At 36.8% G+C, this 24,395-nt stretch carries 25 protein-coding genes and 4 other annotated features; of the genes, 18 read left to right on the forward strand and 7 right to left on the reverse strand.

Translation table 11 applies throughout. The annotated features are described in order from the left end of the window. The first annotated feature begins 92 nt into the window (after positions 1-92). The 9 genes from DN392_RS03115 (at position 93) to DN392_RS03155 (ending at position 9,506) form a co-directional block, all read left to right on the forward strand. A complete protein-coding gene (locus tag DN392_RS03115; protein WP_000415024.1) occupies positions 93-1,499 on the forward strand; it encodes a replication initiation and membrane attachment family protein in 1,407 nt (468 codons plus the stop codon). A 33-nt stretch (positions 1,500-1,532) separates the two neighbouring features. Next, positions 1,533-2,471, forward strand: coding sequence for a primosomal protein DnaI (gene dnaI / locus DN392_RS03120; RefSeq protein ID WP_000400115.1), 939 nt, complete (start codon positions 1,533-1,535; stop codon positions 2,469-2,471). Between the two features lie 277 nt (positions 2,472-2,748). Then, a complete protein-coding gene (gene ytxC / locus DN392_RS03125) occupies positions 2,749-3,630 on the forward strand; it encodes a putative sporulation protein YtxC (protein ID WP_000569617.1) in 882 nt (293 codons plus the stop codon). 31 nt (positions 3,631-3,661) lie between these two features. Beyond that, positions 3,662-3,891, forward strand: a binding site (T-box leader). Positions 3,892-3,938: 47 nt separating this feature from the next. Continuing rightward, entirely contained in the window at positions 3,939-5,876 is a 1,938-nt protein-coding gene (gene thrS, locus DN392_RS03130) for a threonine--tRNA ligase (RefSeq protein ID WP_000786074.1), read from the forward strand. Between the two features lie 210 nt (positions 5,877-6,086). After that, positions 6,087-6,207 (forward strand) — a sequence feature (ribosomal protein L20 leader region). Positions 6,208-6,269: 62 nt separating this feature from the next. Continuing rightward, positions 6,270-6,773 carry a translation initiation factor IF-3 gene (infC, locus tag DN392_RS03135; RefSeq protein ID WP_000973214.1) on the forward strand — a complete coding sequence of 168 codons (504 nt, stop codon included), beginning with the start codon at positions 6,270-6,272 and terminating at the stop codon, positions 6,771-6,773. Positions 6,774-6,794: 21 nt separating this feature from the next. Further along, positions 6,795-6,995 (forward strand): 50S ribosomal protein L35, encoded by a 201-nt coding sequence (rpmI, locus tag DN392_RS03140; protein WP_001125946.1) that lies wholly within the window; start codon positions 6,795-6,797, stop codon positions 6,993-6,995. A 37-nt stretch (positions 6,996-7,032) separates the two neighbouring features. Beyond that, positions 7,033-7,389 (forward strand): 50S ribosomal protein L20, encoded by a 357-nt coding sequence (gene rplT / locus DN392_RS03145; protein ID WP_001138364.1) that lies wholly within the window; start codon positions 7,033-7,035, stop codon positions 7,387-7,389. Positions 7,390-7,859: 470 nt separating this feature from the next. After that, positions 7,860-8,351 (forward strand): dUTP diphosphatase, encoded by a 492-nt coding sequence (locus DN392_RS03150; RefSeq protein ID WP_000365057.1) that lies wholly within the window; start codon positions 7,860-7,862, stop codon positions 8,349-8,351. Positions 8,352-8,420: 69 nt separating this feature from the next. Beyond that, on the forward strand, positions 8,421-9,506 hold the full coding sequence (locus DN392_RS03155) for a M42 family metallopeptidase (protein ID WP_088321498.1): 1,086 nt from the start codon (positions 8,421-8,423) through the stop codon (positions 9,504-9,506). Between the two features lie 40 nt (positions 9,507-9,546). Here DN392_RS03155 and DN392_RS03160 read toward each other — a convergent pair whose 3' ends face one another. After that, on the reverse strand, positions 9,547-10,164 hold the full coding sequence (locus DN392_RS03160) for a TetR/AcrR family transcriptional regulator (RefSeq protein WP_000023655.1): 618 nt from the start codon (positions 10,162-10,164) through the stop codon (positions 9,547-9,549). Positions 10,165-10,461: 297 nt separating this feature from the next. On the opposite strand from DN392_RS03160, the gene DN392_RS03165 reads away from it, so the two are divergent. Together DN392_RS03165 and DN392_RS03170 are read left to right on the forward strand one after the other, a co-directional pair. Further along, a complete protein-coding gene (locus DN392_RS03165) occupies positions 10,462-11,115 on the forward strand; it encodes an HlyD family secretion protein (RefSeq protein ID WP_001071411.1) in 654 nt (217 codons plus the stop codon). Positions 11,116-11,127: 12 nt separating this feature from the next. After that, positions 11,128-12,927 (forward strand): DHA2 family efflux MFS transporter permease subunit, encoded by a 1,800-nt coding sequence (locus tag DN392_RS03170; RefSeq protein WP_000094768.1) that lies wholly within the window; start codon positions 11,128-11,130, stop codon positions 12,925-12,927. A 40-nt stretch (positions 12,928-12,967) separates the two neighbouring features. Here the strand turns inward: DN392_RS03170 and DN392_RS03175 are convergent, their stop codons facing one another. Further along, positions 12,968-13,345: a hypothetical protein gene (locus DN392_RS03175; RefSeq protein WP_000558271.1), complete on the reverse strand. Its 378-nt coding sequence runs from the start codon at positions 13,343-13,345 to the stop codon at positions 12,968-12,970. Positions 13,346-13,490: 145 nt separating this feature from the next. Here DN392_RS03175 and DN392_RS03180 point away from each other — a divergent pair, with 145 nt between their 5' ends. Together DN392_RS03180 and DN392_RS03185 are read left to right on the forward strand one after the other, a co-directional pair. Continuing rightward, the gene (locus tag DN392_RS03180) at positions 13,491-14,033 is read left to right on the forward strand and encodes a sigma-70 family RNA polymerase sigma factor (RefSeq protein ID WP_071743219.1); all 543 of its coding nucleotides are present in this window, start codon (positions 13,491-13,493) and stop codon (positions 14,031-14,033) included. A 21-nt stretch (positions 14,034-14,054) separates the two neighbouring features. After that, complete coding sequence (locus tag DN392_RS03185; RefSeq protein ID WP_000654752.1) at positions 14,055-15,080, forward strand: DUF4179 domain-containing protein; 1,026 nt, start codon at positions 14,055-14,057, stop codon at positions 15,078-15,080. Positions 15,081-15,107: 27 nt separating this feature from the next. Here the strand turns inward: DN392_RS03185 and DN392_RS03190 are convergent, their stop codons facing one another. From DN392_RS03190 to sspI, 3 genes are all read right to left on the reverse strand, one after another. Beyond that, positions 15,108-15,821 (reverse strand): CPBP family intramembrane glutamic endopeptidase, encoded by a 714-nt coding sequence (locus DN392_RS03190; protein WP_061673009.1) that lies wholly within the window; start codon positions 15,819-15,821, stop codon positions 15,108-15,110. A gap of 139 nt (positions 15,822-15,960) precedes the next feature. Beyond that, complete coding sequence (locus DN392_RS03195) at positions 15,961-16,518, reverse strand: HD domain-containing protein (protein WP_000554785.1); 558 nt, start codon at positions 16,516-16,518, stop codon at positions 15,961-15,963. A 178-nt stretch (positions 16,519-16,696) separates the two neighbouring features. Further along, a complete protein-coding gene (sspI, locus tag DN392_RS03200) occupies positions 16,697-16,906 on the reverse strand; it encodes a small acid-soluble spore protein SspI (RefSeq protein ID WP_000009511.1) in 210 nt (69 codons plus the stop codon). Positions 16,907-16,988: 82 nt separating this feature from the next. On the opposite strand from sspI, the gene DN392_RS03205 reads away from it, so the two are divergent. From DN392_RS03205 to DN392_RS03225, 5 genes are all read left to right on the forward strand, one after another. After that, positions 16,989-17,786 (forward strand): TrmH family RNA methyltransferase, encoded by a 798-nt coding sequence (locus DN392_RS03205; RefSeq protein ID WP_002107601.1) that lies wholly within the window; start codon positions 16,989-16,991, stop codon positions 17,784-17,786. 48 nt (positions 17,787-17,834) lie between these two features. Then, positions 17,835-18,063 (forward strand) — a binding site (T-box leader). A 43-nt stretch (positions 18,064-18,106) separates the two neighbouring features. Next, complete coding sequence (pheS, locus tag DN392_RS03210) at positions 18,107-19,141, forward strand: phenylalanine--tRNA ligase subunit alpha (protein ID WP_000388217.1); 1,035 nt, start codon at positions 18,107-18,109, stop codon at positions 19,139-19,141. Positions 19,142-19,159: 18 nt separating this feature from the next. Further along, positions 19,160-21,580: a phenylalanine--tRNA ligase subunit beta gene (pheT, locus tag DN392_RS03215; protein WP_048565762.1), complete on the forward strand. Its 2,421-nt coding sequence runs from the start codon at positions 19,160-19,162 to the stop codon at positions 21,578-21,580. Positions 21,581-21,764: 184 nt separating this feature from the next. Continuing rightward, positions 21,765-22,016: a binding site (T-box leader), on the forward strand. Between the two features lie 52 nt (positions 22,017-22,068). Further along, complete coding sequence (gene asnS, locus DN392_RS03220) at positions 22,069-23,460, forward strand: asparagine--tRNA ligase (RefSeq protein WP_000432172.1); 1,392 nt, start codon at positions 22,069-22,071, stop codon at positions 23,458-23,460. 161 nt (positions 23,461-23,621) lie between these two features. Then, on the forward strand, positions 23,622-23,756 hold the full coding sequence (locus DN392_RS03225) for a YuzL family protein (RefSeq protein ID WP_000039594.1): 135 nt from the start codon (positions 23,622-23,624) through the stop codon (positions 23,754-23,756). Between the two features lie 44 nt (positions 23,757-23,800). On the opposite strand, the gene DN392_RS03230 is transcribed toward DN392_RS03225, so the two are convergent. Both DN392_RS03230 and DN392_RS03235 read right to left on the reverse strand, forming a co-directional pair. Then, positions 23,801-24,052: a hypothetical protein gene (locus DN392_RS03230; protein ID WP_064449243.1), complete on the reverse strand. Its 252-nt coding sequence runs from the start codon at positions 24,050-24,052 to the stop codon at positions 23,801-23,803. Continuing rightward, positions 24,049-24,318: a hypothetical protein gene (locus tag DN392_RS03235; RefSeq protein ID WP_000925543.1), complete on the reverse strand. Its 270-nt coding sequence runs from the start codon at positions 24,316-24,318 to the stop codon at positions 24,049-24,051. Before DN392_RS03235 ends, DN392_RS03230 begins: the two co-directional genes overlap by 4 nt. Between the last annotated feature and the right edge of the window lie 77 nt (positions 24,319-24,395).

Below are 24,395 nucleotides of genomic sequence, written 5' to 3' on the forward strand. Positions count from 1 at the left end.
AGCTAATAGCTCTTTTTCGCTAAGAAATTATATAATGAAGATAGAACGAATGAAGTAGAGGATAGATTGGATGAGAGAAAGGAAAAGCAAGAATGGAAAAACAGTCATGGATGGAGCTATTGCCAATTGATCGTTATAAAGTAAGTGCGAAAGGGTTACTGCATAATTACGACCGAAAAGTGTTAACGATGTTGTATCAGCCGTTAATAGGTAGTAGAGCTTTTAGCTTGTACATGACACTATGGGGAGAGTTAGAGCAAGATCGTGTGTTTGGAAAAGAGAATACACATCATTCCCTTATGGTGACCATGCAAATGCAGCTTCCCGAAATATATGAGGAACGAGTAAAGTTAGAAGCAATTGGGCTTTTGAAGGTATATATTAAGAAAGAAAAAGATATTCGAATGTTTATATACGAATTGCAACCACCTTTATCTCCGAAGCAGTTTTTTGATGATATTGTGTTAAGCATCTTTTTATACAATCGATTGAGTCGGACAAAATATAATCAAGTAAAGCAATATTTCTTAGAAGAAGAATTTGATTTTGCTTCTTATGAAAATGTTACGCGTTCTTTCAATGATGTGTTTGGTTCGTTTAATCCAGGACAGCTTGAGCATGCGCAAGAAGATCTTCGTATTCCAAAAACGACAGCTATGCCAAGTAACGAGAAGGGAGACTCTCCAAAAGTTTGGAATGATTTCTTTGATTTCTCCTTATTTGTAGATGGCTTGTCCGCTCTTGTCCCTAAAAAGGCGATTACAGATCAAGTGCGAGAATGTGTCAGTACACTTGCTTACGTGTACGATGTAGATGTGTTATCGATGCAAAATATCGTTCTTGGTACGGTGACAGAGATGCAGACAATTGATATCGAAAGGCTTAGAAAAGGAGCGCGTGATTGGTATCAGTTCGAAAACGGTCAAGCGTTACCTGTATTAAGTGAAAGAGTACAACCTCACGCTGCACGTATGATGGAAGGGAAAGAGCCTTCTACGCAAGAAGAGATGTTAATAAAACAGTTAGAGGAAATCTCACCAAAACAACTATTAAAAGAAATCTCTGGTGGTGCAGAGGCGACAAAGGCTGACTTGCAGATCGTTGAAGATGTAATGATCAATCAAAAATTAACGCCAGGTGTTGTGAATGTACTTATTTATTACGTTATGCTACGCTCAGATATGAAGCTTGCGAAAACGTATGTGGAGAAAATTGCTGGGCATTGGGCACGTAAAAAGGTCGGTACAGTAGCTGAAGCAATGGCGTTAGCGAAAGAAGAAAATCGTCAATATCAAGAATGGGCTGAGACGAAGAAAAAAGGCCGTACGTCGAAGAAAACGATAAGAAAAGAAATGGTACCAGATTGGCTGAAAGAAGAGCCGAAAGAACAAGAGAAAGAAACAGTGAAGAAAGATGTAAGTAAGAAAAAAGATGCGAGTACGTTAGATGATGAACGAAAACGACTAGAAGAAGTGTTAAAAAAATATAAGCGTGATTAATAGAAGAGAATGAACGCTCTTTGAGGTGAGAAAATGGAGCATATTCAAAATTCATTTGCAAAGTTAATGGAAAATAAAAATTTTAAAAATAGATATGAAGTATTAAAGGCGGAAGTAATGGCACATCCGCGTGTGAAAGAATTTATAGACGAACATCAAGGTGAAGTAACAACTTCTATGATTGAGCGCAGCCTTGTGAAGTTATACGAATATATTGGACAAAGTGTAGGTTGCGTAGATTGTCCGGATCTAGGTTCGTGTAAAAACATGCTGCAAGGATATGAGCCGAAGCTCGTTATCCAAGGGAAGATGATTGATATTCAATACGATCGTTGCGTTAGAAAAGTAGCATATGACGAGAGAAAGAAATATGAAAAACTCGTTCAAAGTGTATATATGCCAACTGACATTTTACAGGCAACGATGGAAAACTTAGATCCTTCAGATTTAGATGCGCGTATTGATGCAATTGGTGCTGCCAATGAATTTTTAAGTGCATATGAACCTGGTAAAAAAGTGCAAGGTTTATATTTGTACGGTAAATTTGGTGTAGGGAAAACGTATTTGTTAGGAGCAATGGCGAATGAGCTTGCTCAAAAGAAAATAAGTTCGATGCTCGTATACTTCCCTGAATTTCTACGTGAAATTAAAAGTTCGATTCAAGATAACTCGATTGGGGAAAAGATTGATGCAGTGAAACGCGTACAAGTTTTAATGCTAGATGATATCGGAGCAGAAGCGATGTCAAGCTTTGTGCGTGACGATGTGCTTGGTGCAATTTTGCAATTCCGTATGTTAGAAAACTTACCGACGTTCTTTACGTCTAACTTTGATTTCAAGGAATTGGAACATCATTTAACGTATACACAGCGTGGTGAAGCAGAACAAATGAAAGCAGCACGTATTATGGAACGAATTAAATATTTAGCGAAGCCAATTCCGATTGGCGGGAAAAACCGACGTCATAAGTAAAGAGTAAGCTGAAAAGCTTGCTCTTTTTTCGTTTTGAACACTTTTCAGAATAGGTGAATTGTAAAACGAAAAACTTCTTATAGAAAATTCATTGTAGCTTGTATCATTTTTTTCTCCCTCCCTTAATATATATAAAATTAGCAAGCCATATTGAGTGGATTTTCTAACGATAGGAAATGTAATTCTACTAAGAGTGAACTTCCACGGGACGGACTCTTATAGGATTTGTAACGTATAGATACAATCCTTTAGAGCAGGGATAAAAGGGGGGACAAAAGTGATTGAAATTTGCTTCGAAGAAAAAAATGATGCTATGCATGTATATAGACAACTATTGAAAAGAGCGGAACTGTTATATAAGGAAACGAGTGTGTATTTACAGGAACAAAAAGTGGTGATTCATATACCAGTATGTGAATCGAATTATATTGAAAAGATTTTATTGCCGGTAATGGTATATTTCATTGTGAATGTAAAGCAAAATGAGTGGATTTATACAATCTTAAAAGAGAAGTTTTTTTATGAAGAAGAGGAAGAGTGTCATCAAATATTGCATATGGCACAAGAGATTTTAAAGGGAAGAAGAAAAGAGATTGCTCGAGAATTAACACGTCACACATTTGAATCATATATTAAATCCTCTTTAAATAACTGGCTTTGTGATCCGCTTTCGTTCTCGTTTTCATCATATGTTCGTTTTCGCCTTCGTACATATAGGGAAATGGTAGCTAAGCTTGCTGAAGTGTCGATTGATGAGTATAAGTTGGAACAAGAATATCAAATGTTTATTGAGACGCTAAGGCAACAAGTGCGTAGCCGAAAATCACGTTTGTCCTGTGTGCATCTTGTTTTTGATGAAAGCTTTATTTTCTATGATGATAAAGGTAGACGTTTAAAACAGGAGAAATTGGTCCAATATATAGATGAGGAATTATTGAAGCAAAAGGATGTATATATTGATACGAAAGTAATTGCACCACTTCTTTCTATTTCGCCGAAAAAAATTTATTTATATACGAAAGAACAAGACCATAATATGATTATTACTTTGCGAAATGTATTTCAAGAACGGGTTCAATTACATGGATTACATGAGTTTGAGCGCAATGTGAAAAATTTAAAAAATAAAGGTAACGCCCTTGATTTTCTAAGTTTTTGAGCATATAATTACCTACATAAATGAAATATATTGAAATGTCATGATGAGGACATGAGTAGTTTTCTACGATTTTCAGAGAGGGAAGCCTTAGGGTGTGAGCTTCCTAATACGGGATTATTACTTACCACCTCTAAACTTTAGCAGTGAACGGTTTTTTCTAGTAATTGCTAACGGACAACACCGTTATGTTGAACTTGAGCAATTAACAATAATGTTAATTGGAACAAGGGTGGAACCACGAATTCAACACTCGTCCCTTTTTACGGGATGAGTGTTTTTTATTTTGAAAAAAAGAGGAGTGACCAGTGATGGCAGATGTAGTTAAAATTACTTTCCCTGATGGAGCTGTGAAGGAGTTTCCAAAAGGCGTAACAACTGAAGAAATCGCAGCTTCTATTAGCCCAGGCTTAAAGAAAAAAGCTGTGGCTGGAAAATTAAACGATGAGATGATCGATCTTGTTACACCAATCGAAGAAGATGGTGCAGTTTCTATTATTACATTAGATTCTGAAGATGGCTTATACATTTTACGCCATTCAACAGCCCACCTATTAGCACAAGCGTTAAAACGTTTATATAAAGATGCTAAGCTTGAGCTTGGCATTGGTCCAGTAATTGAAAATGGCTTCTACTATGATATTGATATGGAAGAAGCAATTACAGTTGAAGACTTCAAGAAAATCGAAAAAGAAATGCAAAAAATTGTGAACGAGAACTTAGAAATCGTTCGTCATGAAGTGCCACGTGCAGAAGCACTTCGTCGCTTTGAAGAAATCGGCGATGAGTTAAAATTAGATTTAATTAACGATCTTCCAGAAGATGCAGTTATTTCAATCTATGAGCAAGGCGAATTCTTCGACCTTTGCCGTGGTGTTCACCTTCCATCTACAGGGAAAATTAAAGTATTTAAATTATTAAGCGTTGCAGGTGCTTACTGGCGCGGCGATAGCAATAATAAAATGCTACAACGTATTTACGGTACTGCATTCGTTAAGAAAGCAGAATTAGATGAGCACTTACGTATGCTTGAAGAAGCGAAAGAGCGTGATCACCGTAAATTAGGTAAAGAATTAAAACTATTTACTAATAGCCAAAAAGTAGGACAAGGTTTACCACTTTGGTTACCAAAAGGTGCAACTATCCGCCGCATTATCGAGCGTTACATCGTTGATAAAGAAGCAAGCTTAGGCTATGATCACGTATACACTCCAGTACTAGGAAGCAGAGAGCTTTATGAAACTTCTGGTCACTGGAATCACTACCGTGATGGTATGTTCCCATCAATGGAAATGGATAATGAAGAGTTAGTTCTTCGTCCGATGAACTGCCCTCACCACATGATGGTTTATAAAAATGATATTCACAGCTACCGTGAATTACCAATCCGTATTGCGGAACTTGGAACAATGCACCGCTATGAAATGTCTGGAGCATTATCTGGATTACAACGTGTACGCGGAATGACTTTAAACGATGCGCACATTTTCGTTCGCCCAGATCAAATTAAAGAAGAGTTAAAACGTGTTGTAAACTTAACTCTAGAAGTGTACAAAGATTTCGGTTTAGAGAACTATTCATTCCGTCTATCTTATCGTGACCCAGCTGATACTAAAAAGTACTATGCTGATGATGAGATGTGGGAAAAAGCACAAGGTATGTTAAAAGAAGCTATGGATGAAATGGGTCTTGATTACTATGAAGCTGAAGGTGAAGCAGCATTCTACGGTCCAAAACTTGACGTTCAAGTTCGTACTGCTCTTGGAAAAGACGAAACACTTTCAACTGTACAATTAGACTTCTTACTTCCAGAACGCTTTGAATTATCTTACGTTGGTGAAGACGGTAAACAACATCGTCCAGTTGTAATTCACCGTGGTGTTGTATCAACTATGGAACGTTTCGTAGCCTTCTTAATTGAAGAATACAAAGGTGCATTCCCAACTTGGTTAGCTCCAGTTCAAGCGCAAGTAATTCCAGTTTCTCCGCAAGTACATTTAGACTATGCGAAGAAAGTACAAGATGAATTACGTCGTGCTGGTATCCGTGTTGAATTAGATACTCGTGAAGAGAAAATTGGTTACAAAATCCGTGAAGCACAAATGCAAAAAATTCCGTACATGCTTGTAGTAGGTGACAATGAAGTAACTGAAAACGGCGTAAACGTACGTAAATATGGTGAACAAAAATCAGAAACAATTGCATTAGATGCTTTTGTTGATATGATTAAAGTAGAAGGAAAACGATAAGACAGAGCCGCGGTATACCGCGGCTTTCTTATGTATTAGAAAAAAGAAAAACTAGAAAAAATAACCAAACAATACTTATCATAAAAAAGTATTGCAAGTATGGTAGTTGTTTGTTACAATATTTCTTGTTGTTAGTAAAACACATCGCGTCTTCTTGACAGACGTCATGTCCTATGATAAACTCATCAAGGATAATAGAATATTGTTTTGTGGAACAAGTAGAAGCACCCGCTTCTCACCTGATGGACGCATTCGCAGTTTACAGGTAAATGTATTTCTTACTTAAGAATTTACAAGTGTGGGTGTCGTATGCCCGCACTTTTTTTGTCGGGTTCTATGACTACAAAAGATGTTCTGAAAAAACCTTGGAGGTGGCTTACTATTAGCAAGGATATGATGATTAACGAGCAAATTCGTGCACGTGAAGTACGTTTAGTTGGTGCAAATGGCGATCAACTTGGAATCAAGTCTCGTAATGACGCTTTAGACTTAGCTGCAAATCTTAATCTTGATTTAGTATTAGTTGCTCCAAATGCGAAACCGCCAGTATGCCGCATTATGGACTACGGTAAATTCCGCTTTGAGCAACAGAAGAAAGAAAAAGAACAGCGCAAAAATCAAAAAGTAATTAGCATGAAAGAAGTTCGTTTAAGTCCAACAATTGATGAACACGACTTTAACACAAAACTTCGTAATGCTATCAAGTTTTTAGAGAAAGGCGACAAGGTTAAAGCGTCAATTCGCTTTAAAGGACGTGCCATTACTCATAAAGAAATCGGTCAACGTGTTTTAGATCGCTTCTCAGAAGCTTGTGCTGAAGTTAGTACAATTGAATCTAAGCCTAAAATGGAAGGACGTAGTATGTTCTTAGTTTTAGCACCGAAAAACGATAAGTAATAGATAGAGGAGGAAATACCTATGCCTAAACAAAAAACTCATCGCGGCTCTGCAAAGCGTTTCAAAAAGACTGGATCAGGTAAACTGAAACGTTCTCACGCTTACACAAGCCATTTATTCGCTAACAAATCTACAAAAGCTAAACGTAAACTACGTAAAGCTGGTGTAGTAAGCGCTGGTGACTTCAAACGCATTCGTCAAATGCTTGACAACTTAAAATAAGTTCGGCTGATATATAGAACAATTAGGAGGTAATATTATGCCAAGAGTAAAAGGTGGTACAGTTACTCGTCAACGTCGTAAAAAAGTTATAAAATTAGCAAAAGGTTACTACGGTTCTAAGAGTACATTATTCAAGGTTGCTAACCAACAGGTTATGAAATCTCTAATGTATGCATTCCGTGACCGTCGTCAAAAGAAACGTGACTTCCGTAAATTATGGATTACACGTATCAACGCAGCAGCTCGTATGAATGGTCTTTCTTACAGCCGCTTAATGCACGGTCTTAAAAATGCTGGCATCGAAGTTAACCGCAAGATGCTTGCTGACTTAGCTGTTCATGACGAAAAAGCTTTCGCTGAATTAGCAACAGTTGCAAAAAACAACATTAACTAATTAATTAGTTGAAACCTTAGAAGATTTTTCTTCTAAGGTTTTTTTATTTGTATGCAAAGAGAAGTATGTCGTTATCGATATGACAAAATCAATATAAAAGCTATAGTGATATAGAAGAATATATATATGAAGCCAGGAGAATTCTCCTGGCTTTTTTCAATTATCCCCCTTTGGAAAGAAGAGTATCTTTCCTACCTGAAACGACACTGCTATAATGGAAAGATGATATGGAACTTTCATCAGATAAAATAAATTTTTTATCAGTGGACAATCCCCGGATAATGATTAACTATCACCAATCGGAGTGAACAATCTAATAGTGATGATTGAAACGTATTTGTAAATTAAGGACAAGCTATTTTGTAAAGAGATAAATGGCTGACTTATTAATAAGAAACGAAAAATAATAATGAACTTTGAGATGAAACAACATTGTTGCGTAAAATGCGATGTTGGAGGAGGACAATAGAATGGACTTACTACAACTATTTAAATTACAAAAAGAATTAGATGACCGTATTGTGAAAGAGCATGATTTACAACCGAAAAAGTTGTTAAAAGAAAAAATGTTAGCTCTTCTTGTAGAAATTGGAGAACTTGCAAATGAAACACGTTGTTTTAAATATTGGAGCAACAAACCAGCATCAGAACGTGAAGTAATATTAGAAGAATACGTAGATGGCTTGCATTTTATTTTATCAATCGGAATTGATTTAGGTATTGATAAAAACTTCCTATTCTATAAATGTGCACAAACAAATAAAACACAAGTAGAAATTTTCTTAGACACATATGCCAAAGTAATTCGTTTTACAGATCAACCATCTATTACGAACTATATTGAATTATTTACAAGCTATCTTCGACTTGGACAAGCGCTAGAGTTTGAGCAAGAAGAGATTGAAAAGGCATATTTAGATAAAAATGAAGTAAATCATCAGCGTCAAACACAAGGATACTGATTTAATTTTTGAATATTTCAATTTCCTTTTGTATAATGAAGTGACTGAAGAAAAAGGAGGGTGTTGGCAATGACAAAATTAGACGCGACATTGACAATGCTAAAAGAATTAACAGATGCACGTGGTATTGCGGGTAACGAGCGTGAACCAAGCGAAGTAATGAAGAAATATATTGAGCCGTTTGCGGACGAACTTTCTACTGATAATTTAGGAAGCTTAGTTGCGAAAAAAGTAGGGGAAGAAAACGGCCCGAAAATTATGGTTGCAGGTCATTTAGATGAAGTCGGCTTTATGATCACGCAAATTGATGACAAAGGTTTCCTTCGTTTCCAAACGGTTGGTGGCTGGTGGTCACAAGTTATGCTTGCGCAGCGCGTGACAATTGTAACGCGTAAAGGAGATGTAACAGGTGTAATTGGTTCAAAACCACCGCACATCTTACCTCCAGAAGCGCGTAAAAAGCCAGTTGAAATTAAAGACATGTTCATCGATATTGGTGCTTCTAGCCAAGAAGAGGCAATGGAGTGGGGCGTACGACCAGGAGATCAAGTTGTACCTTACTTTGAATTCCAAGTGATGAAAAATGAAAAAATGTTACTTGCAAAAGCATGGGATAACCGAATTGGTTGTGCAATTGCAATTGACGTATTAAAGCAGTTAAAAGATGAAAAGCATCCAAACGTTGTATACGGCGTAGGGACTGTACAAGAAGAAGTTGGCCTTCGTGGCGCGAAAACATCTGCGAATTATATTAAACCAGATATCGCGTTCGCAGTAGATGTTGGCATCGCTGGAGATACGCCAGGTGTAACGGCAAAAGAAGCGCAAAGTAAAATGGGCGATGGACCACAGATTATTTTATATGATGCGTCTGTTATTGGTCATACTGGTTTACGTGACTTTGTAGTTGATGTTGCTGACGAATTAGAAATTCCGTATCAATATGATTCAGTAGCGGGCGGAGGAACGGATGCAGGTGCCATTCATATTGCTGTAAATGGTATTCCGTCTATGGCAATTACGATTGCAACGCGCTACATTCATTCTCATGCGGCAATGTTACACCGTGATGACTATGAAAATGCAGTGAAGTTAATTGTAGAAGTTATTAAACGTCTTGATAAAGAGGCTGTACATAACATTACATTTAATTAATAGAAAAAGCGAAGGAGATTTTCCTTCGCTTTTTTATGTTTTAAAAAGGTCGTTCTAATCCTGCAGCAGTATGAGCTCCTAAAATAATTAAACGAGTTAATTGCATGGCCATAAAATGCGGGGTATAAATCATCCCTCTTTTTAACCATGACATAATCATCCCGATATGAGCTCCTGTCACATAACTAATTAAAATATCACGAGGAACCATAAGATCTTTATCATCTGGCTGTGAAATAGACAAGCTTAATGTTAAATGTGTTTGTATTGTTTTCATCATTTTATAAGAGTAGTTTCCAGCGGCTTTATCACCAAGCATAACGTTATAGAAGTTCACATTTTCTGCGATATGTTCGAACAAAGCCAAAAATGTCGGATGTGGTGAATCAAATGTAAGTTGAAACTCTTCTTTATTTCTATTTTTCGGCTTAATAACTTCTGTTAACTTCTCTAACATTTCTTCAATGCTTTTGTCTAATAGGTCATATTTATCATGGTAATGGCTATAAAACGTAGCGCGATTTACAGGAGCACGTTCTGCAATATGTTGAACAGTTACATCATCAAATCCTTTTTCGCCTACTAAAGCGACAAAAGCATCCTGTATGAGTTGTCTCGTCCGCTTTACACGTGGATCATTTGTATTTTTAATAGACATTTTTACTTCCCCTCGTTTAATTTTCTATACTTAAACAACATATAGGTATTATATTGTTGTTTAAGCGACATTTCATGCGTAAATTGTCGGTTGTAGATTCAAAATAATTATTTATAATTATAAACGATAGTCCTTCAGAAATCAGCACCGCTCGCAGGTAGATAAATTTCAATTTACACCGCAGATGGTGTGATTTTTTTGTTTAAAAGTTAATATAATTAACAATTAAACAATCTAAACAATAAGGACGTAAATAGTTTAGAAAAAAATTATATGCGATATAAGGAGAGGAATGCAATGAATCAGTTTCGAAGAATGGTGATTATCAACATTATCACATTAATTGTACTAGTTGGCGGCGGTATTGGCGGTTATTACTATTACAATCAAGCGGAAAATTATTTAAAAACAGAAAATGCAAAAATTGATGGAAAGGTAATTCCGATTGCATCACCAGTAGCAGGTAAATTAACTGACTGGAAAGCTGAAGTAGGAAAGAATTACAATGAAAATGATAAATTAGGTGCTGTTACTGTAGCGGCAGCAAATGGAGAACAAACAGTAGATGTAACAATTCCACAAAATGCAACAATTGTACAATCAAATGCAACGACAAATGCTTTCGTTGGAGCAGGTAGCCCAATTGCTTATGCATTTGATATGAACAACTTATGGGTAACAGCAAACATTGAAGAAACAGATGTTGACGATGTACAAAAAGGTCAAGATGTAGATGTGTATGTAGATGCATACCCAGATACAACGTTATCAGGAAAAGTAGAGCAAGTTGGATTAACAACAGCGAATACATTCTCTATGTTACCATCAAGCAACGCAACAGCGAACTATACGAAAGTAACACAAGTAGTACCAGTTAAAATTTCTTTAGATCATAGTAAATCAGTAAATATTGTTCCTGGAATGAATGTGTCAGTTCGTATTCATAAGTAAGGGGGAGATGAGATGTCCTCAATTGCAATTGCAGGATATGCACTATTTTGTATAATCGTCTTCTTCCTTGTAAATCGTCTTTTACGAAAGAAAAAAACGAACGTGGGAGAAGAACAAGTCCCAGCCGTAAATAAAATAGAAGTAAGTAAGGTAGAAACAGAAGAGAAAGAAATTGAACGAAAGCAAGAAGCAGAAATTTCTAATGTAGTTGAGTTAGAAACAGGAAAGCAAGAAGAAGTAAAACAAGAAAAAGAAGTGCGGAAAAAACAAATGTCTACGCCTGTAGAAAATGTGAACGTAAAAGCAGTTGTAGCTGTATTAATTCTCGGCATGTTCGTTTCTATTTTAAACCAAACAATTATTAACGTTGCATTGCCTCCGTTAATGAATGAATTTAATGTATCAACTTCAACAGCACAATGGTTAATTACAGGCTTCATGCTTGTAAATGGTATTTTAGTACCGATTAGTGCCTTTTTAGTTTCACGATTTACGTATCGTAAATTATTCGTAGCGGCAATGTTATTCTTCACGGTAGGATCTATCATTTGTGCTATTTCAGGAAACTTTACAATGATGATGACGGGCCGCGTTATTCAGGCGGTGGGTGCAGGTATTTTAATGCCGGTTGGTATGAATATTTTCATGACATTATTCCCGCCTCATAAGCGCGGAGCAGCGATGGGATTACTAGGTGTAGCGATGATTTTAGCACCAGCTATCGGACCAACTGTAACGGGCTGGGTGATTGAAAACTATAGCTGGAACTTAATGTTCTATGCGATGTTTATCATCGGTTTAATTATTACATTCCTATCTTTAAAATTCTTTACACTAGCTCAGCCAGTATCTAAAACGAAGTTAGATGTATTCGGTGTTGTTAGTTCAAGTATTGGACTAGGTAGCTTATTGTACGGATTTAGTGAAGCAGGAAATAATAGTTGGACTAGTGCAGAGGTTGTTATTTCACTTATCATTGGTGTAGTAGGTATTGCGGTATTTATTTGGAGAGAGCTAACAACGGACAATAAAATGCTTGATTTACAAGTGTTTAAATACCCAGTATTTACTTTTACTTTAGTAATTAATGCAATTGTTACGATGGCATTATTCGGAGGTATGTTATTACTTCCGGTATATCTGCAAAACATTCGCGGTTTCACACCGATAGAATCAGGTTTATTACTACTGCCAGGATCATTAATTATGGGGATCATGGGACCTATTGCAGGTAAACTATTTGATAAGTATGGTATTCGTCCGTTAGCAATTGTCGGTTTAGCCATTACAACGTTTGCGACATATGAATTCACAACGTTATCGATGGATACACCGTATAGCGTTATTATGACGGATTATATTATACGTTCGATTGGTATGTCATTCATTATGATGCCAATTATGACAGCAGGTATGAACGCACTGCCGATGAAATTAATTTCTCACGGTACAGCAACGCAAAATACGTCAAGACAAGTAGCTGGTTCAATTGGAACAGCGATATTAATTACACTTATGACGCAACAAACGACTGCTCACGTAGCAGATTACGGCAACATGTTAACAACGTCAAACCCAATTTTAGTTGATAAAGTACACGGCATGGGGCAAAGTTTAGCAGCTATTGCTGGATCAGCGCAAGCAGGAGATGCGATGAGCACGCAACTATTATTTGGACAAATTTCAAAGCTATCTGCAATTAACGGTATTAACGATGCCTTCTTAATTGCAACGATACTCGCAGGGATTGCTTGGGTGTTATCGTTCTTCTTACCGTCAGGCAATAAATCAAATAGAAAAGCAGGGAATTAATTTCCCTGCTTTTTTTGTGCTTTTTATAAAAGGAATTCAACTAAATATAGAATGAATCCCCTGCAGACATGAGTCCCCAAAAAATAACCCCTAATATTCCTGCAATAAAAATAATGAATCCCATATTGCGTATACTTTTAATTTTTGCTTTTAACCCAATGAATCCCGCTAATAATCCAGTTAAAGAAAAAAGGATCCAGTATAGAGAAGTTGGAATAGGAAGGATTGTATCACCATTAATCCCCATGCTCCAAAAAACATAAGGTAGCAAGGTAAAGGATAGGCTGAGTATCCCTGTTAAACAAATGAGCAATTTGCGATGTTTAATTCCTGCAATAATTAAAAAAATACCGCCAAAAAGCCCACATAGAGTAAGAAGTGGTACATAGAAAATCCAAAGTAAGCTCAAAACGTGCATATATAATCTCCCTCTAGTTAATGAGTTATATTTTACTGCATAAGGTTTATTTTGGATATTATTAATGAATATGTATAAATTGATAGAAATGAGTAGTACCGATACGAATTAATAGATGTAGAGTAAGTTAGAGAGGAGGGGGCTCGTGAAAATTACAGAAGAGAACGTTGTGAATCAGCTAAGGAAAAGGAACGAAAAAGCATTATATTTTATTATCGACCAGTACGTCGGACTTATAAAAAGTATTATTCAGAAGCATTTAGCTTCGTTCGAAGATGTGCAAGAGGAATGTATGGATGATGTGTTATTGGCGATTTGGAATCATATTGAAAAGTATGATGAAGAGAAAAATACTTTAAAAAATTGGATTGCGGCTATTACAAAATATAAATCTATCGATTATGCGAGAAAATATGCGAAGGCAGTAAATGAAAAAGGGATAGATCACATAGATGAAATAGCGGTACATACCGATACGACTAAAAGAGAAATTAGTAATGATATGGAACATATATTAAATCATTTAAAGAAGAACGATAAAGAAATCTTTATGAAGCATTACGTGGAAGAAGATAGTGTAGAAGATATTGCGGAGAAAATGGGAGTGAAAACTTCTTTTATATACAATCGTCTATCAAGAGGTCGAAAGAAGTTAAGAGCATTATTTTTACATAACCGGATGAAATAAATAAGAGAAGAGGTGAAGGGAATGAAAGACCCATATGAAATGTTAAATGATATAAAAATGGATGAGAATGAATATGAAGAGATTAACTTAACTCATATAGAGAAACAGAAAATAAAAAAGCGAGTTCGTAAAAAAATAAACAAAAACAAAGCTCATACGAAACGGAATGTAGCGATTATAACATCTGCTGCGGCATTATTTATCATAATGATGACTGTAGATATGAGAAGAATGATTGCAGATATACCGTTAATCGGAAGTAAAATGGAAGACTACGTAAACAGTAGAGGCGAACCTTTAAAAGAATATAAAACGACAATAGGACAAACAGTTTATGATAACGGTGTAGAAGTACGGTTAGATGAAGTGATGATAGATGAAGGGCAGATTATTGTTAATAGTACGTTTAAGTCTAGTCGAATCAATTTAGAGGGTTCTTATCCTAGTCCTGATATTTATATAAATGGAAAACAGTTAAATGGCAGTGGTAGTGGTGGAGACAAGAAAATAAATGAGTACACGTATACATTTTTTTCAAATATAGATTTAAAAGATGATGAAATGAATCCTCTAGAAATTCGTGGAGAATGTGATGTACAAGTTGTATATAGGGATATTTCTTTAAAAGAGGGCAATTCAACATGGAAAGGAGAATGGGGCTTTTCCTTCAAAGCGTCTGGAGACAAAATAAAAGCTGAAACGAAAACAATCCCAATCCATAAGCATTTTAAATTAGAAAATGGTCAAAAAATAGAAGTGGAAGATTTAAAAGTTTCTCCTATATCTGCGAAGTTGAACTATAAGATGTTGAATGGAACAAAATTAGAGGTGAAATTTATCGCGAAAGATCAAGATGGAAAAGAGTTAATACCACATTCAGGCCTTACACTATCGAAAAATAGTTATTGGCGATTTGAAAAACTAGAAGATCGTGTAACGAAAATTGTTCTGACGCCTGTTCTAACTTCTGGTGAAGAGAGAGAAAAGAAAACGAATTATCGAAAAGTGTTAACGGAAGAAGAGTTTGAAGTTGTGATAAAAGAGTGAAAAGAGGTATCGCGATGATACCTCTTTCTAACTTAAGAATGCCAACATATTATTCATAATATGAAATAACATAGCTGGAATAATGGATTTTGTTTTTTTACATAAAATCGCCATTAATAATCCCATGAAGAAAGTAATGACCATTACTCCAAGTGAGTATGTATGAGCGATACCGAAGAAGAAGCTTGTTAAGATCGCTGCAATCCAAAATGGAAAGCGCTCTGAGAAGAAGCGAAGTATAAAGCCACGGAAAATAAGTTCTTCAAAAATTGGTGTAAGTATAGCGAAACCGAGAAGTAATAATATTTGATACTGCTTAAAAACGTCTAAGTTTAGTGCGGAAGATTGCTGCTTTGTTGCGTCTTGGAACATATAATTTAATAAGATGTAATTGAGTAAAATGTTTATAGCGAAGAAAAGAAGTAAGTATACGTATGTACGCCATTCTTTCAGTGCTTTAAAGTTAAATGATTTTAGTAGTAATTTTTTTGCGGGTTCGAATTTAAAAATGAAGAATAACAACACGGCTAGTTGTAATACGGTACTTGCGGTATTTACGATAGATTCATACAGGGCAATTTGCTTTTTATCTGTAAGACCTGCTGTATAAATTGTTAAGGGCATTGCGAGGAACACAGTAATAAGTCCGGTTCCGAAAAAAGCGAATAAAACGGAGCTAATAAATTGTCCCCATGACATAGAGTATTTCTGTTCATTAGAAAGTTGTGTAGCGGGTTGCATTTATAAAATCACCTCTTTATATTTGTATATTTAATTATAAAACATTTCGTTTTCGGGTGTAATGTTTAAATATTACATACAAAGGTGTATTTTCCATAAAATAATAAAAGAGGTATCACCCTATAGTGATGCCTCTTTCTTATTGATAACTATGTTCTGCCTTGTTATTCGATTTTGATTGCTCTATTTGTAATTCACGTTCTACCAATCGGTCTAACTGCTGAATAGCTTTAAGTGCTTTTTCATAAGAAATCGTTCTATAATGGTGCGCTCCGCCCGGTTCTTCATCTGCTTCATCTGCCCATTTAATAATGTTTTGAAGAGATGTCCTTTCAATTTCTTGCTGTACTAAGAAAGAATCTGTATGAAGAAGAATCGCGATAGAAATTTCTTTTGCTAGTTTCGGATGTTCTCCTAATCTAATAAGTAATTTATGAGCTCTTTCTGCTCCTTTAATTGCATGGATATCATTCTTTTTATACAAGTCATAATCCCATTCTCCCTCACTGTACCATGTGTGATGTCCGATATCATGAAGGAAACCAGCTTTTGTTGCAGCATCGACTGAGGCGTGATGCTTTTTAGCTAAGTGAAACGCATGGTAAGCGACAGCAATCGCGTGGACCATCCCAGAACGATTTACGTATTTTTGTGTAATATGGTGTTTGAAAATTTGTTCAAGCGTAATACGGTGCATAAAACATTCACTCCTTTTTATCTAATGGTGTCTATAAAGAAAATCGATCGGTTTAAATGTATTTTGAATATTGTACTCCATCTGTGTAGCGTTAGTAAAGTAGAAATGTTTAGGAGAAGAAAAATTTTATAGACATAAAAGGTCACCTTAGTTTTTTTCTAAGGTGACCTTTTATTGTTTATTTTTTTAATCCTTGCTCCAGTGTTCCTAACATTTCGTGTTTTTCATTTTCATCAGCATTTTTCCAAATGACTTCGAATAAAACGCCAAGACCTGGAAGCATTTTTTCTTCACCGCTTTGAATTGCATCGACAATCGTTTCTTGTAATTGATCTTGTGAATTTCCAGATACATTCGCTAATACAGCACCGCGTAAATTAAAACTCATTGCTTTCACCTCTTCTTCAGAATTGAAACTGACGTTAGTTTTTGTTCTTTTTTATGTAAATATGTATGAAAAATAGGCTATAATGATAAGACAAGAAGAGAGGGAAATACATATTATGAAAAACATTGATTCAGTGCAAAATCCGCGTGTGAAGCAGTGGAAAAAGCTGCAGACGAAAAAAGAGCGCGATAAAAAAGGTTTATTTTTTGTAGAAGGATTCCACTTAGTGGAAGAAGCTTTAAAAGCAGGAGTTGTAACAGAACTTATCGTTTCTGATCAGACAGATCTTCCGAAAGATTGGACAGTTAATGATGTGGAAATGTATATCGTACCTGAAGCAATCGTAAAAGTACTTCGTGAAACAGAAACGACGCAAGGCGTATTTGCTGTTTGTGAGAAACACGAGAGTGAAGTAGCTCTTGCTGATGGGAAGTTTCTTTTATTAGATGGCCTTCAAGACCCAGGTAACTTAGGGACAATTATTCGTACAGCTGATGCAGCTGGTATTCATGCTGTTGTGCTTGGAGAAGGATGCGTTGATGCATATAATAGTAAAGTGCTTCGTTCTACACAAGGTTCTATTTTCCATTTACCAGTTGTAAAAGGGAACTTAGAAGAGTGGATAGACAAGTTAAAAGAAAATAACGTTCCTGTATATGGAACCGCTCTTGAAAATGGAGTTCCATATGGTGAAGTAACACCAGCTGGTAGTTTTGCATTAATTGTAGGAAATGAAGGAAGTGGCGTAAGCGAAGAAATTCTTGCAAAAAGTGATCAAAACTTGTATATTCCGATTTACGGCGGGGCAGAATCATTAAATGTTGCGGTTGCAGCAGGGATTTTAACGTATTATTTGCAAAGCCCAGTTGCGAACAAATAAAAAACTTCTTATAATAAGTTGAAGTATATTATATTAAAAGTTAAATAACGAAAAACGTTGATAGAGAAGAGTAACTTACAAAATCGCCATAAAGGGAGAGAATGCCTTAGACTGAAAGTATTCTTATGGTAGACGGAAGTGAATTCACCTCTGGAGTTGACGCCAGGACCATATATATGTAAAGGCGTTCCGGTCAGAATTGATCGTTATAACTAATGAGTGGGCAGACCTGGTCTGTCAATTTAGGGTGGTACCGCGAATTTACCTCGTCCCTTTTTGGGAGCGAGGTTTTTTTATTTTTAAAATTAGGAGGGTTCCAAATGGAAGCACGTTTAAAAGAGCTAAAGCAAAAAGCGTTAGAGCTTATTGAAGAAGCGAAAGAGCTAAAGGGCTTAAACGACGTACGCGTAGCGTATTTAGGGAAAAAAGGTCCAATTACAGAAGTATTACGCGGCATGGGAAAATTATCAGCAGAAGAGCGTCCACGTATGGGAGCATTAGTAAATGAAGTACGTGAAGCGATTCAAACGCGTCTAGACGACAAAATTGGTAACTTAGAAAAAGCAGTAATTGAAGCAAAATTAGCTACTGAAACAATTGATGTTACACTACCAGGTCGTCCTGTTGAAACAGGTTGTCACCATCCGTTAACAGCTGTTGTTGAACAAATTGAAGATGTATTCATCGGTATGGGTTATGAAGTAGCTGAAGGAACAGAAGTAGAAAAAGACTACTACAACTTCGAAGCATTAAACTTACCGAAAGATCACCCAGCGCGTGATATGCAAGATACATTCTACATTACAGAAGAAACGTTACTACGTACACATACATCTTCTGTGCAAGCACGTACGATGGAAAATAATAAAGAAAAAGGCCCGATTAAAATTATTTGTCCTGGTAAAGTGTATCGCCGCGATGACGATGATGCGACGCATTCACACCAGTTCATGCAAATTGAAGGTCTTGTAATTGATAAAAACATTCGCATGAGTGACTTAAAAGGTACACTGCAAGTATTCGTGAAAAAGATGTTCGGTGAAGATCGTGAAATCCGTCTTCGTCCAAGTTTCTTCCCATTCACAGAGCCATCTGTAGAGATGGATATTTCTTGTATGATGTGTCACGGCAAAGGTTGCGGCACTTGTAAAGGAACTGGCTGGATCGAAATTTTAGGCGCAGGTATGGTTCACCCGAACGTACTTGAAATGGCTGGTTATGATTCAAAAGAATATCAAGGTTTCGCATTCGGTATGGGCGCAGAGCGTATCGCAATGTTGAAATACGGCGTAGATGACATTCGTCATTTCTATACAAATGATGTACGTTTCTTACAACAATTCAAACGAGCGTAAGGGAAGGAGAGGATAAGTATGTTCGTATCATATCGTTGGTTACAAGAGTATGTAGATATTAAAGATGTAACAGCACAAGAACTAGCAGACAAAATCACGAAAAGTGGTATTGAAGTAGAAGGTGTTGAAGTATTAAATAAAGGTGTAAAAGGTGTTGTAGTTGGTCACGTATTAGAATGTGAAAAACACCCAGAAGCTGATAAATTAAGCAAATGCTTAATCGATATCGGTGAAGAAGAGCCAGTTCAAATTATTTGTGGAGCTGCTAACATTGCAAAAGGTTTAAAAGTACCAGTTGCAAAAGTTGGAGCTGTACTTCCTGGCAACTTCAAAATTAAAAAAGCAAAACTACGTGGTGAAGCTTCTCACGGTATGGTTTGTGCTCTTCAAGAGCTTGGTATTGATGGGAAACTAGTTGCGAAAGAATACGCAGACGGTATCTTCATCTTCCCAAGTGACGCTGAAGTTGGTGCAGATGCACTTGAAATTTTAAACTTACATGATGAAGTACTTGAGCTTGGTTTAACACCAAACCGTGCAGATTGCTTAAACATGTTAGGTGTTGCATATGAAGTCGCTGCTATTTACGGCCGTGAAGTAAAACTTCCAGCTATCAACTTACAAGAAACAGCAGAAAAAACTGCTGATTACATTTCTGTAAGTGTAGAAGCGAAAGAAGAAAATCCGTTATATATTGCGAAAATGGTAAAGAACGTAAAGATTGGTCCATCACCAATGTGGATGCAAACGCGCCTTATGGCAGCTGGCATTCGTCCAATTAGCAACGTAGTTGATATTACAAACTACATTTTAATGGAATACGGTCAACCGTTACATGCATTCGATTACGATAAATTAGGTTCAAAAGAAATCGTTGTTCGTCTTGCAAAAGAAGGCGAAAAAATTGAAACGTTAGATGATCAAGAGCGTACGTTACAAGATCACCATCTTGTAATTACAAACGGAACAAAAGCTTTAGCTGTTGCTGGTGTAATGGGCGGAGCGGATTCTGAAGTTACAAACGAGACAGTAAACGTTTTAATTGAGTCTGCATACTTTGCAGGTCAAACAGTACGCCGTACATCAAAAGACTTAGGTCTTCGTAGTGAATCAAGTGCACGTTTTGAAAAAGGAATCGATCCAACACGTACATTTGAAGCAATTCAACACGCAGCTGCTTTAATGGCGAAATACGCTGGCGGAGAAGCACTTGAAGGTGTAGTAGAAGCTGACAACTTACAAGTACAAGAGCGTACAGTATCTGTTACTGCTGAAAAAGTAAACCGTGTATTAGGTACAAATATTTCTGCAAGTGAAATGGGTACAATGTTCACAAACTTGAAATTCCCATTCACAGAAGTAGAAGGAACATTCCATGTGAATGTACCAGCACGTCGTCCTGATATTACAATTTCAGAAGACTTAGTAGAAGAAGTGGGTCGTCTATACGGTTATGACCACATTCCAGTTACATTACCTTCTGGAACAATGACTCGTGGTAAATTAACATCAGCACAAACGAAACGTCGTAAAGTACGTCGATTCCTAGAGGGTGCTGGTTTATATGAAGCTATCACATATTCATTAACAAGCGCTGATAAAGCGAAGCAATATATGGTTGAGCCAAATGAAAAAGCTCCTGTAAACCTTGCACTTCCAATGAGTGAAGAGCGTAGCCAACTTCGTTTAAGTTTAGTACCGCAATTACTAGAAGCTGTTTCATATAATGTGGCACGTAAAAACGATAGTGTTGCTTTATACGAAGTAGGTTCTGTCTTCTTACCAACAGAAGCAGGAGAACTTCCGAAAGAAGAACAACATCTTGCAGGTGTTATGACAGGACTTGCTCTTCACCATGCATGGCAAGGTGAGAAGAAAGTAGTAGACTTCTTCGTTGTGAAAGGTGTACTAGAAGGATTATTCGACGTACTTGGCGTTGCAAACCAAATCACTTATGCACCAGCAAAACGTGAAGGTATGCACCCAGGTCGTACAGCTGACATCGTATTAGATGGCGAAGTAATTGGTTTCATCGGTCAATTGCACCCAGAAGCAGAAAAACAATTAGATGTGAAAAATACATTCGTATTCGAATTATCTCTTGTAAAAGTATTTGGTGCAGACGCAGAAGAAACTTACTACGCAGCAATTCCACGTTTCCCATCTATGACACGTGATATGGCTGTTGTCGTAACAAAAGAAACAAAAGCTGGCGAAATGAAGCAAGTCATTGCTGAAGCTGGCGGAGAACTTCTGAAAGACGTAACGTTATTCGACTTATACGAAGGTGAAAAAATGGAAGAAGGCAAGAAGTCACTTGCATTCTCTATGACCTACTTCGATGCAGAACGTACGTTAACAGACGAAGAAGTAACAGAAGCACATAACCGTGTATTAACAACGGTAGAAGAGAAATTTGGTGCGGAGTTACGTAAGTAATAAAAGATTGCCGGATTCAGTCCGGCAATTTTTTTTATGGCACGATTGTCGGAAAATCGATATATTACAAAAATCGCTGATATATTTGGAGTTACGATCGATATATTGCGAAAATTGCTGATATATTTTTTGGTATCTTGCATCTTTCTCTCGAATGTAGTACATTAATTTTAGTTTAACAAAATGAAAGACGATGATAAGGAAAAGTAGTATATACTATAATCCAAAGCGAGTCGGGGACGGTGAGAGCCTGATGAGGCGGTATATGTGAAGAACACCTTGGAGTTGCTAACCGAAATTGAATCTTGTATTCAAGAGTAGACTTAGACGGGAATCCGGCCTGTTACAAACCGGGAAGTATGTATTACATACGAGTTAAAGTTGGTCTTTATGACAAATTGGGTGGTACCGCGAAGTTTAACCTTTCGTCCCTTTATGGATGAAAGGTTTTTTTGTATTTAAATATATGTGCAAAGGAGAATTTCACTATGGAAAACACATTAGTAAAAAGTCTGTATAGAGATACAGATAAATACGCAGGTCAAACAGTACAAGTATCAGGGTGGATTCGTAACTTACGTGATTCAAAAGCATTTGGTTTCATCGAATTAAACGACGGTAGCTTTTTCAAAAGCGTTCAAATCGTTTTCGATACAGAGTTAGAAAACTTCAAAGAAATTGCAAAACTTCCACTTAGCTCTTCAGTTAAAGTAGAAGGTACAGTAATTGCAACGCCTGGAGCGAAGCAACCATTTGAAATTAAAGCAGAAAAAATTGATATCGAGGGCTTATCAGATTCTGATTACCCACTTCAAAAGAAACGTCACACGTTTGAATACTTACGTACAATTGCTCACTTACGTCCAAGAACAAATGCATTCTCTGCAACGTTCCGTGTACGTTCTGTCGCAGCATTTGCGATTCACCAGTTCTTCCAAGAGCGTGGATTCGTACATGTTCACACACCAATCATCACTGGTAGTGATACAGAGGGTGCAGGCGAAATGTTCCGCGTAACAACGCAAGATTTAAACAACGTACCAAAAGGTGAAGACGGACAAGTTGATGAATCAAAAGACTTCTTCGGCAAAGAAACAAACTTAACAGTAAGTGGACAGCTGAACGCTGAAGCTTATGCATTAGCATTCCGTGACGTATACACATTCGGACCTACATTCCGTGCAGAAAACTCAAACACAACTCGCCACGCAGCTGAGTTCTGGATGGTTGAGCCGGAGATTGCATTCGCTGAATTAGGCGACGTAATGGATCTTACAGAAGATATGCTGAAATATGCAATGAAATACGTACTAGAGCATGCACCAGAAGAAATGGAATTCTTCAACAGCTTCGTTGATAAAACAGTTCTTGAGCGCATGAACAACGTAATCAACTCTGACTTCGGTCGTATCACATATACAGAAGCAATTAAAGTGCTTCAAGAGTCAGGTGCTGACTTCAAATATCCAGTAGAATGGGGTATTGACTTACAAACAGAGCACGAAAGATACTTATCAGAAGAAATTTTCAAACGCCCTGTATTCGTAACTGACTATCCAAAAGACATTAAAGCGTTCTACATGCGTATGAATGAAGATGGAAAAACAGTAGCTGCTACTGACCTTCTAGTTCCTGGCATCGGCGAATTAATCGGCGGAAGCCAACGTGAAGAAAGAATGGACGTTTTAGTAGACAGAATTAAAGAATTAGGTATGAACGAAGAGGACTACTGGTGGTACTTAGAACTTAGAAAATACGGCGGTACAAAACACGCTGGATTCGGTCTAGGTTTTGAGCGCTTCTTAATGTACATCACTGGCATGGCTAACATCCGTGACGTAATTCCATTCCCAAGAACTCCAGGTTCTTCTGAGTTTTAAGATATGAAAAAGCGAGAGGGTTTCCTCTCGCTTTTTTCCTTTTCGGCAAGAAGACTCCATCTGATTTGTGTTACGGGTGAAATCCAACAATTCAGGTGGAGATGAATTGTTGCATAGTTTATTACCCCGTAGCAAAAAGTAACGCGAAGGGGTGAATATAAATGAGTAAAAAAGTAAAAAAAGATCATTCAAGATCAAGCCTAGGTTCTCCAGAAGTAGAAGGACAAGGAACGACGACACATGAAACAGGTTCTCATAAAGTATCTTCATCAAATAAGAAGCAGAAAAGAAGCTAACATAAAAAAGGAGAGTCTTGGCGGCTCTCCTTTTTTTATATGCATTACACCTTATTATCATTAATTTCTTTTGTAATTTTATCTACATCTTTGTCTAATCGATCTAAATAGAAATACCACAGTAAGCTCATGAACACGTAATAGATGGCCATAACGCCAAGGTTATCAGATATGTTTTCGAATGTGGATTTAGTAGTGAACAAAGCTCCCCAAATGGTAGAAATAATGAAGTAAGAAAGCGGGCCTACGAGGTGTACGAAAACATATAATAATTTTTTAACTTTTACAGCGTTCATATGAAAAACCTCCTTTTTCTAATCATAGATTCAAGTTCCTCACAGAAGTGTTGTAGTTTTGTTGGATTGTGTATTAACAAGCGGGCATCGTGTTTCCCAATAAATCTTCGAATCCGAAAGTTTAATAAGAAAGAACGGCCGTAACGCTCTATTAAATCGTTGAACTCTCGTTGCTCACTTAGTAGCTGAATGTTTTCTCTAATTTCAAACTGTCTTTCGTGTGGATCGCCTAGTAAAATATTTAGAATCATTTGTAGAAGTAGCAATGGGAATCTCCTCCTATGTTAGAATAATCTGTATATTTTAATTGTAACAAAAATAAAAGGACAATAGTAGAGTGAAA

Origin of the sequence: Bacillus sp. BB51/4 (assembly GCF_008368845.1) — a bacterium.
GTDB classification, from domain to species: domain Bacteria; phylum Bacillota; class Bacilli; order Bacillales; family Bacillaceae_G; genus Bacillus_A; species Bacillus_A wiedmannii.

Bases quoted from the DNA above. Each gene is read 5' to 3' on its own strand.
- thrS (WP_000786074.1), top strand. From the start codon at position 3,939: ATGGCAGATGTAGTTAAAATTACTTTCCCTGATGGAGCTGTGAAGGAG.
- rplT (WP_001138364.1), top strand. From the start codon at position 7,033: ATGCCAAGAGTAAAAGGTGGTACAGTTACTCGTCAACGTCGTAAAAAA.
- DN392_RS03225 (WP_000039594.1), top strand. From the start codon at position 23,622: ATGAGTAAAAAAGTAAAAAAAGATCATTCAAGATCAAGCCTAGGTTCT.
- sspI (WP_000009511.1), bottom strand. From the start codon at position 16,906: ATGAGTTTTAATTTACGCGGTGCTGTATTAGCGAATGTATCTGGAAAT.
- DN392_RS03230 (WP_064449243.1), bottom strand. From the start codon at position 24,052: ATGAACGCTGTAAAAGTTAAAAAATTATTATATGTTTTCGTACACCTC.
- asnS (WP_000432172.1), top strand. From the start codon at position 22,069: ATGGAAAACACATTAGTAAAAAGTCTGTATAGAGATACAGATAAATAC.
- pheT (WP_048565762.1), top strand. From the start codon at position 19,160: ATGTTCGTATCATATCGTTGGTTACAAGAGTATGTAGATATTAAAGAT.
- DN392_RS03160 (WP_000023655.1), bottom strand. From the start codon at position 10,164: ATGTCTATTAAAAATACAAATGATCCACGTGTAAAGCGGACGAGACAA.
- DN392_RS03190 (WP_061673009.1), bottom strand. From the start codon at position 15,821: ATGCAACCCGCTACACAACTTTCTAATGAACAGAAATACTCTATGTCA.
- DN392_RS03150 (WP_000365057.1), top strand. From the start codon at position 7,860: ATGGACTTACTACAACTATTTAAATTACAAAAAGAATTAGATGACCGT.
- DN392_RS03165 (WP_001071411.1), top strand. From the start codon at position 10,462: ATGAATCAGTTTCGAAGAATGGTGATTATCAACATTATCACATTAATT.
- infC (WP_000973214.1), top strand. From the start codon at position 6,270: ATGATGATTAACGAGCAAATTCGTGCACGTGAAGTACGTTTAGTTGGT.
- DN392_RS03175 (WP_000558271.1), bottom strand. From the start codon at position 13,345: ATGCACGTTTTGAGCTTACTTTGGATTTTCTATGTACCACTTCTTACT.
- DN392_RS03185 (WP_000654752.1), top strand. From the start codon at position 14,055: ATGAAAGACCCATATGAAATGTTAAATGATATAAAAATGGATGAGAAT.
- DN392_RS03205 (WP_002107601.1), top strand. From the start codon at position 16,989: ATGATAAGACAAGAAGAGAGGGAAATACATATTATGAAAAACATTGAT.
- dnaI (WP_000400115.1), top strand. From the start codon at position 1,533: ATGGAGCATATTCAAAATTCATTTGCAAAGTTAATGGAAAATAAAAAT.
- DN392_RS03115 (WP_000415024.1), top strand. From the start codon at position 93: ATGGAAAAACAGTCATGGATGGAGCTATTGCCAATTGATCGTTATAAA.
- DN392_RS03170 (WP_000094768.1), top strand. From the start codon at position 11,128: ATGTCCTCAATTGCAATTGCAGGATATGCACTATTTTGTATAATCGTC.
- DN392_RS03195 (WP_000554785.1), bottom strand. From the start codon at position 16,518: ATGCACCGTATTACGCTTGAACAAATTTTCAAACACCATATTACACAA.
- DN392_RS03155 (WP_088321498.1), top strand. From the start codon at position 8,421: ATGACAAAATTAGACGCGACATTGACAATGCTAAAAGAATTAACAGAT.
- pheS (WP_000388217.1), top strand. From the start codon at position 18,107: ATGGAAGCACGTTTAAAAGAGCTAAAGCAAAAAGCGTTAGAGCTTATT.
- rpmI (WP_001125946.1), top strand. From the start codon at position 6,795: ATGCCTAAACAAAAAACTCATCGCGGCTCTGCAAAGCGTTTCAAAAAG.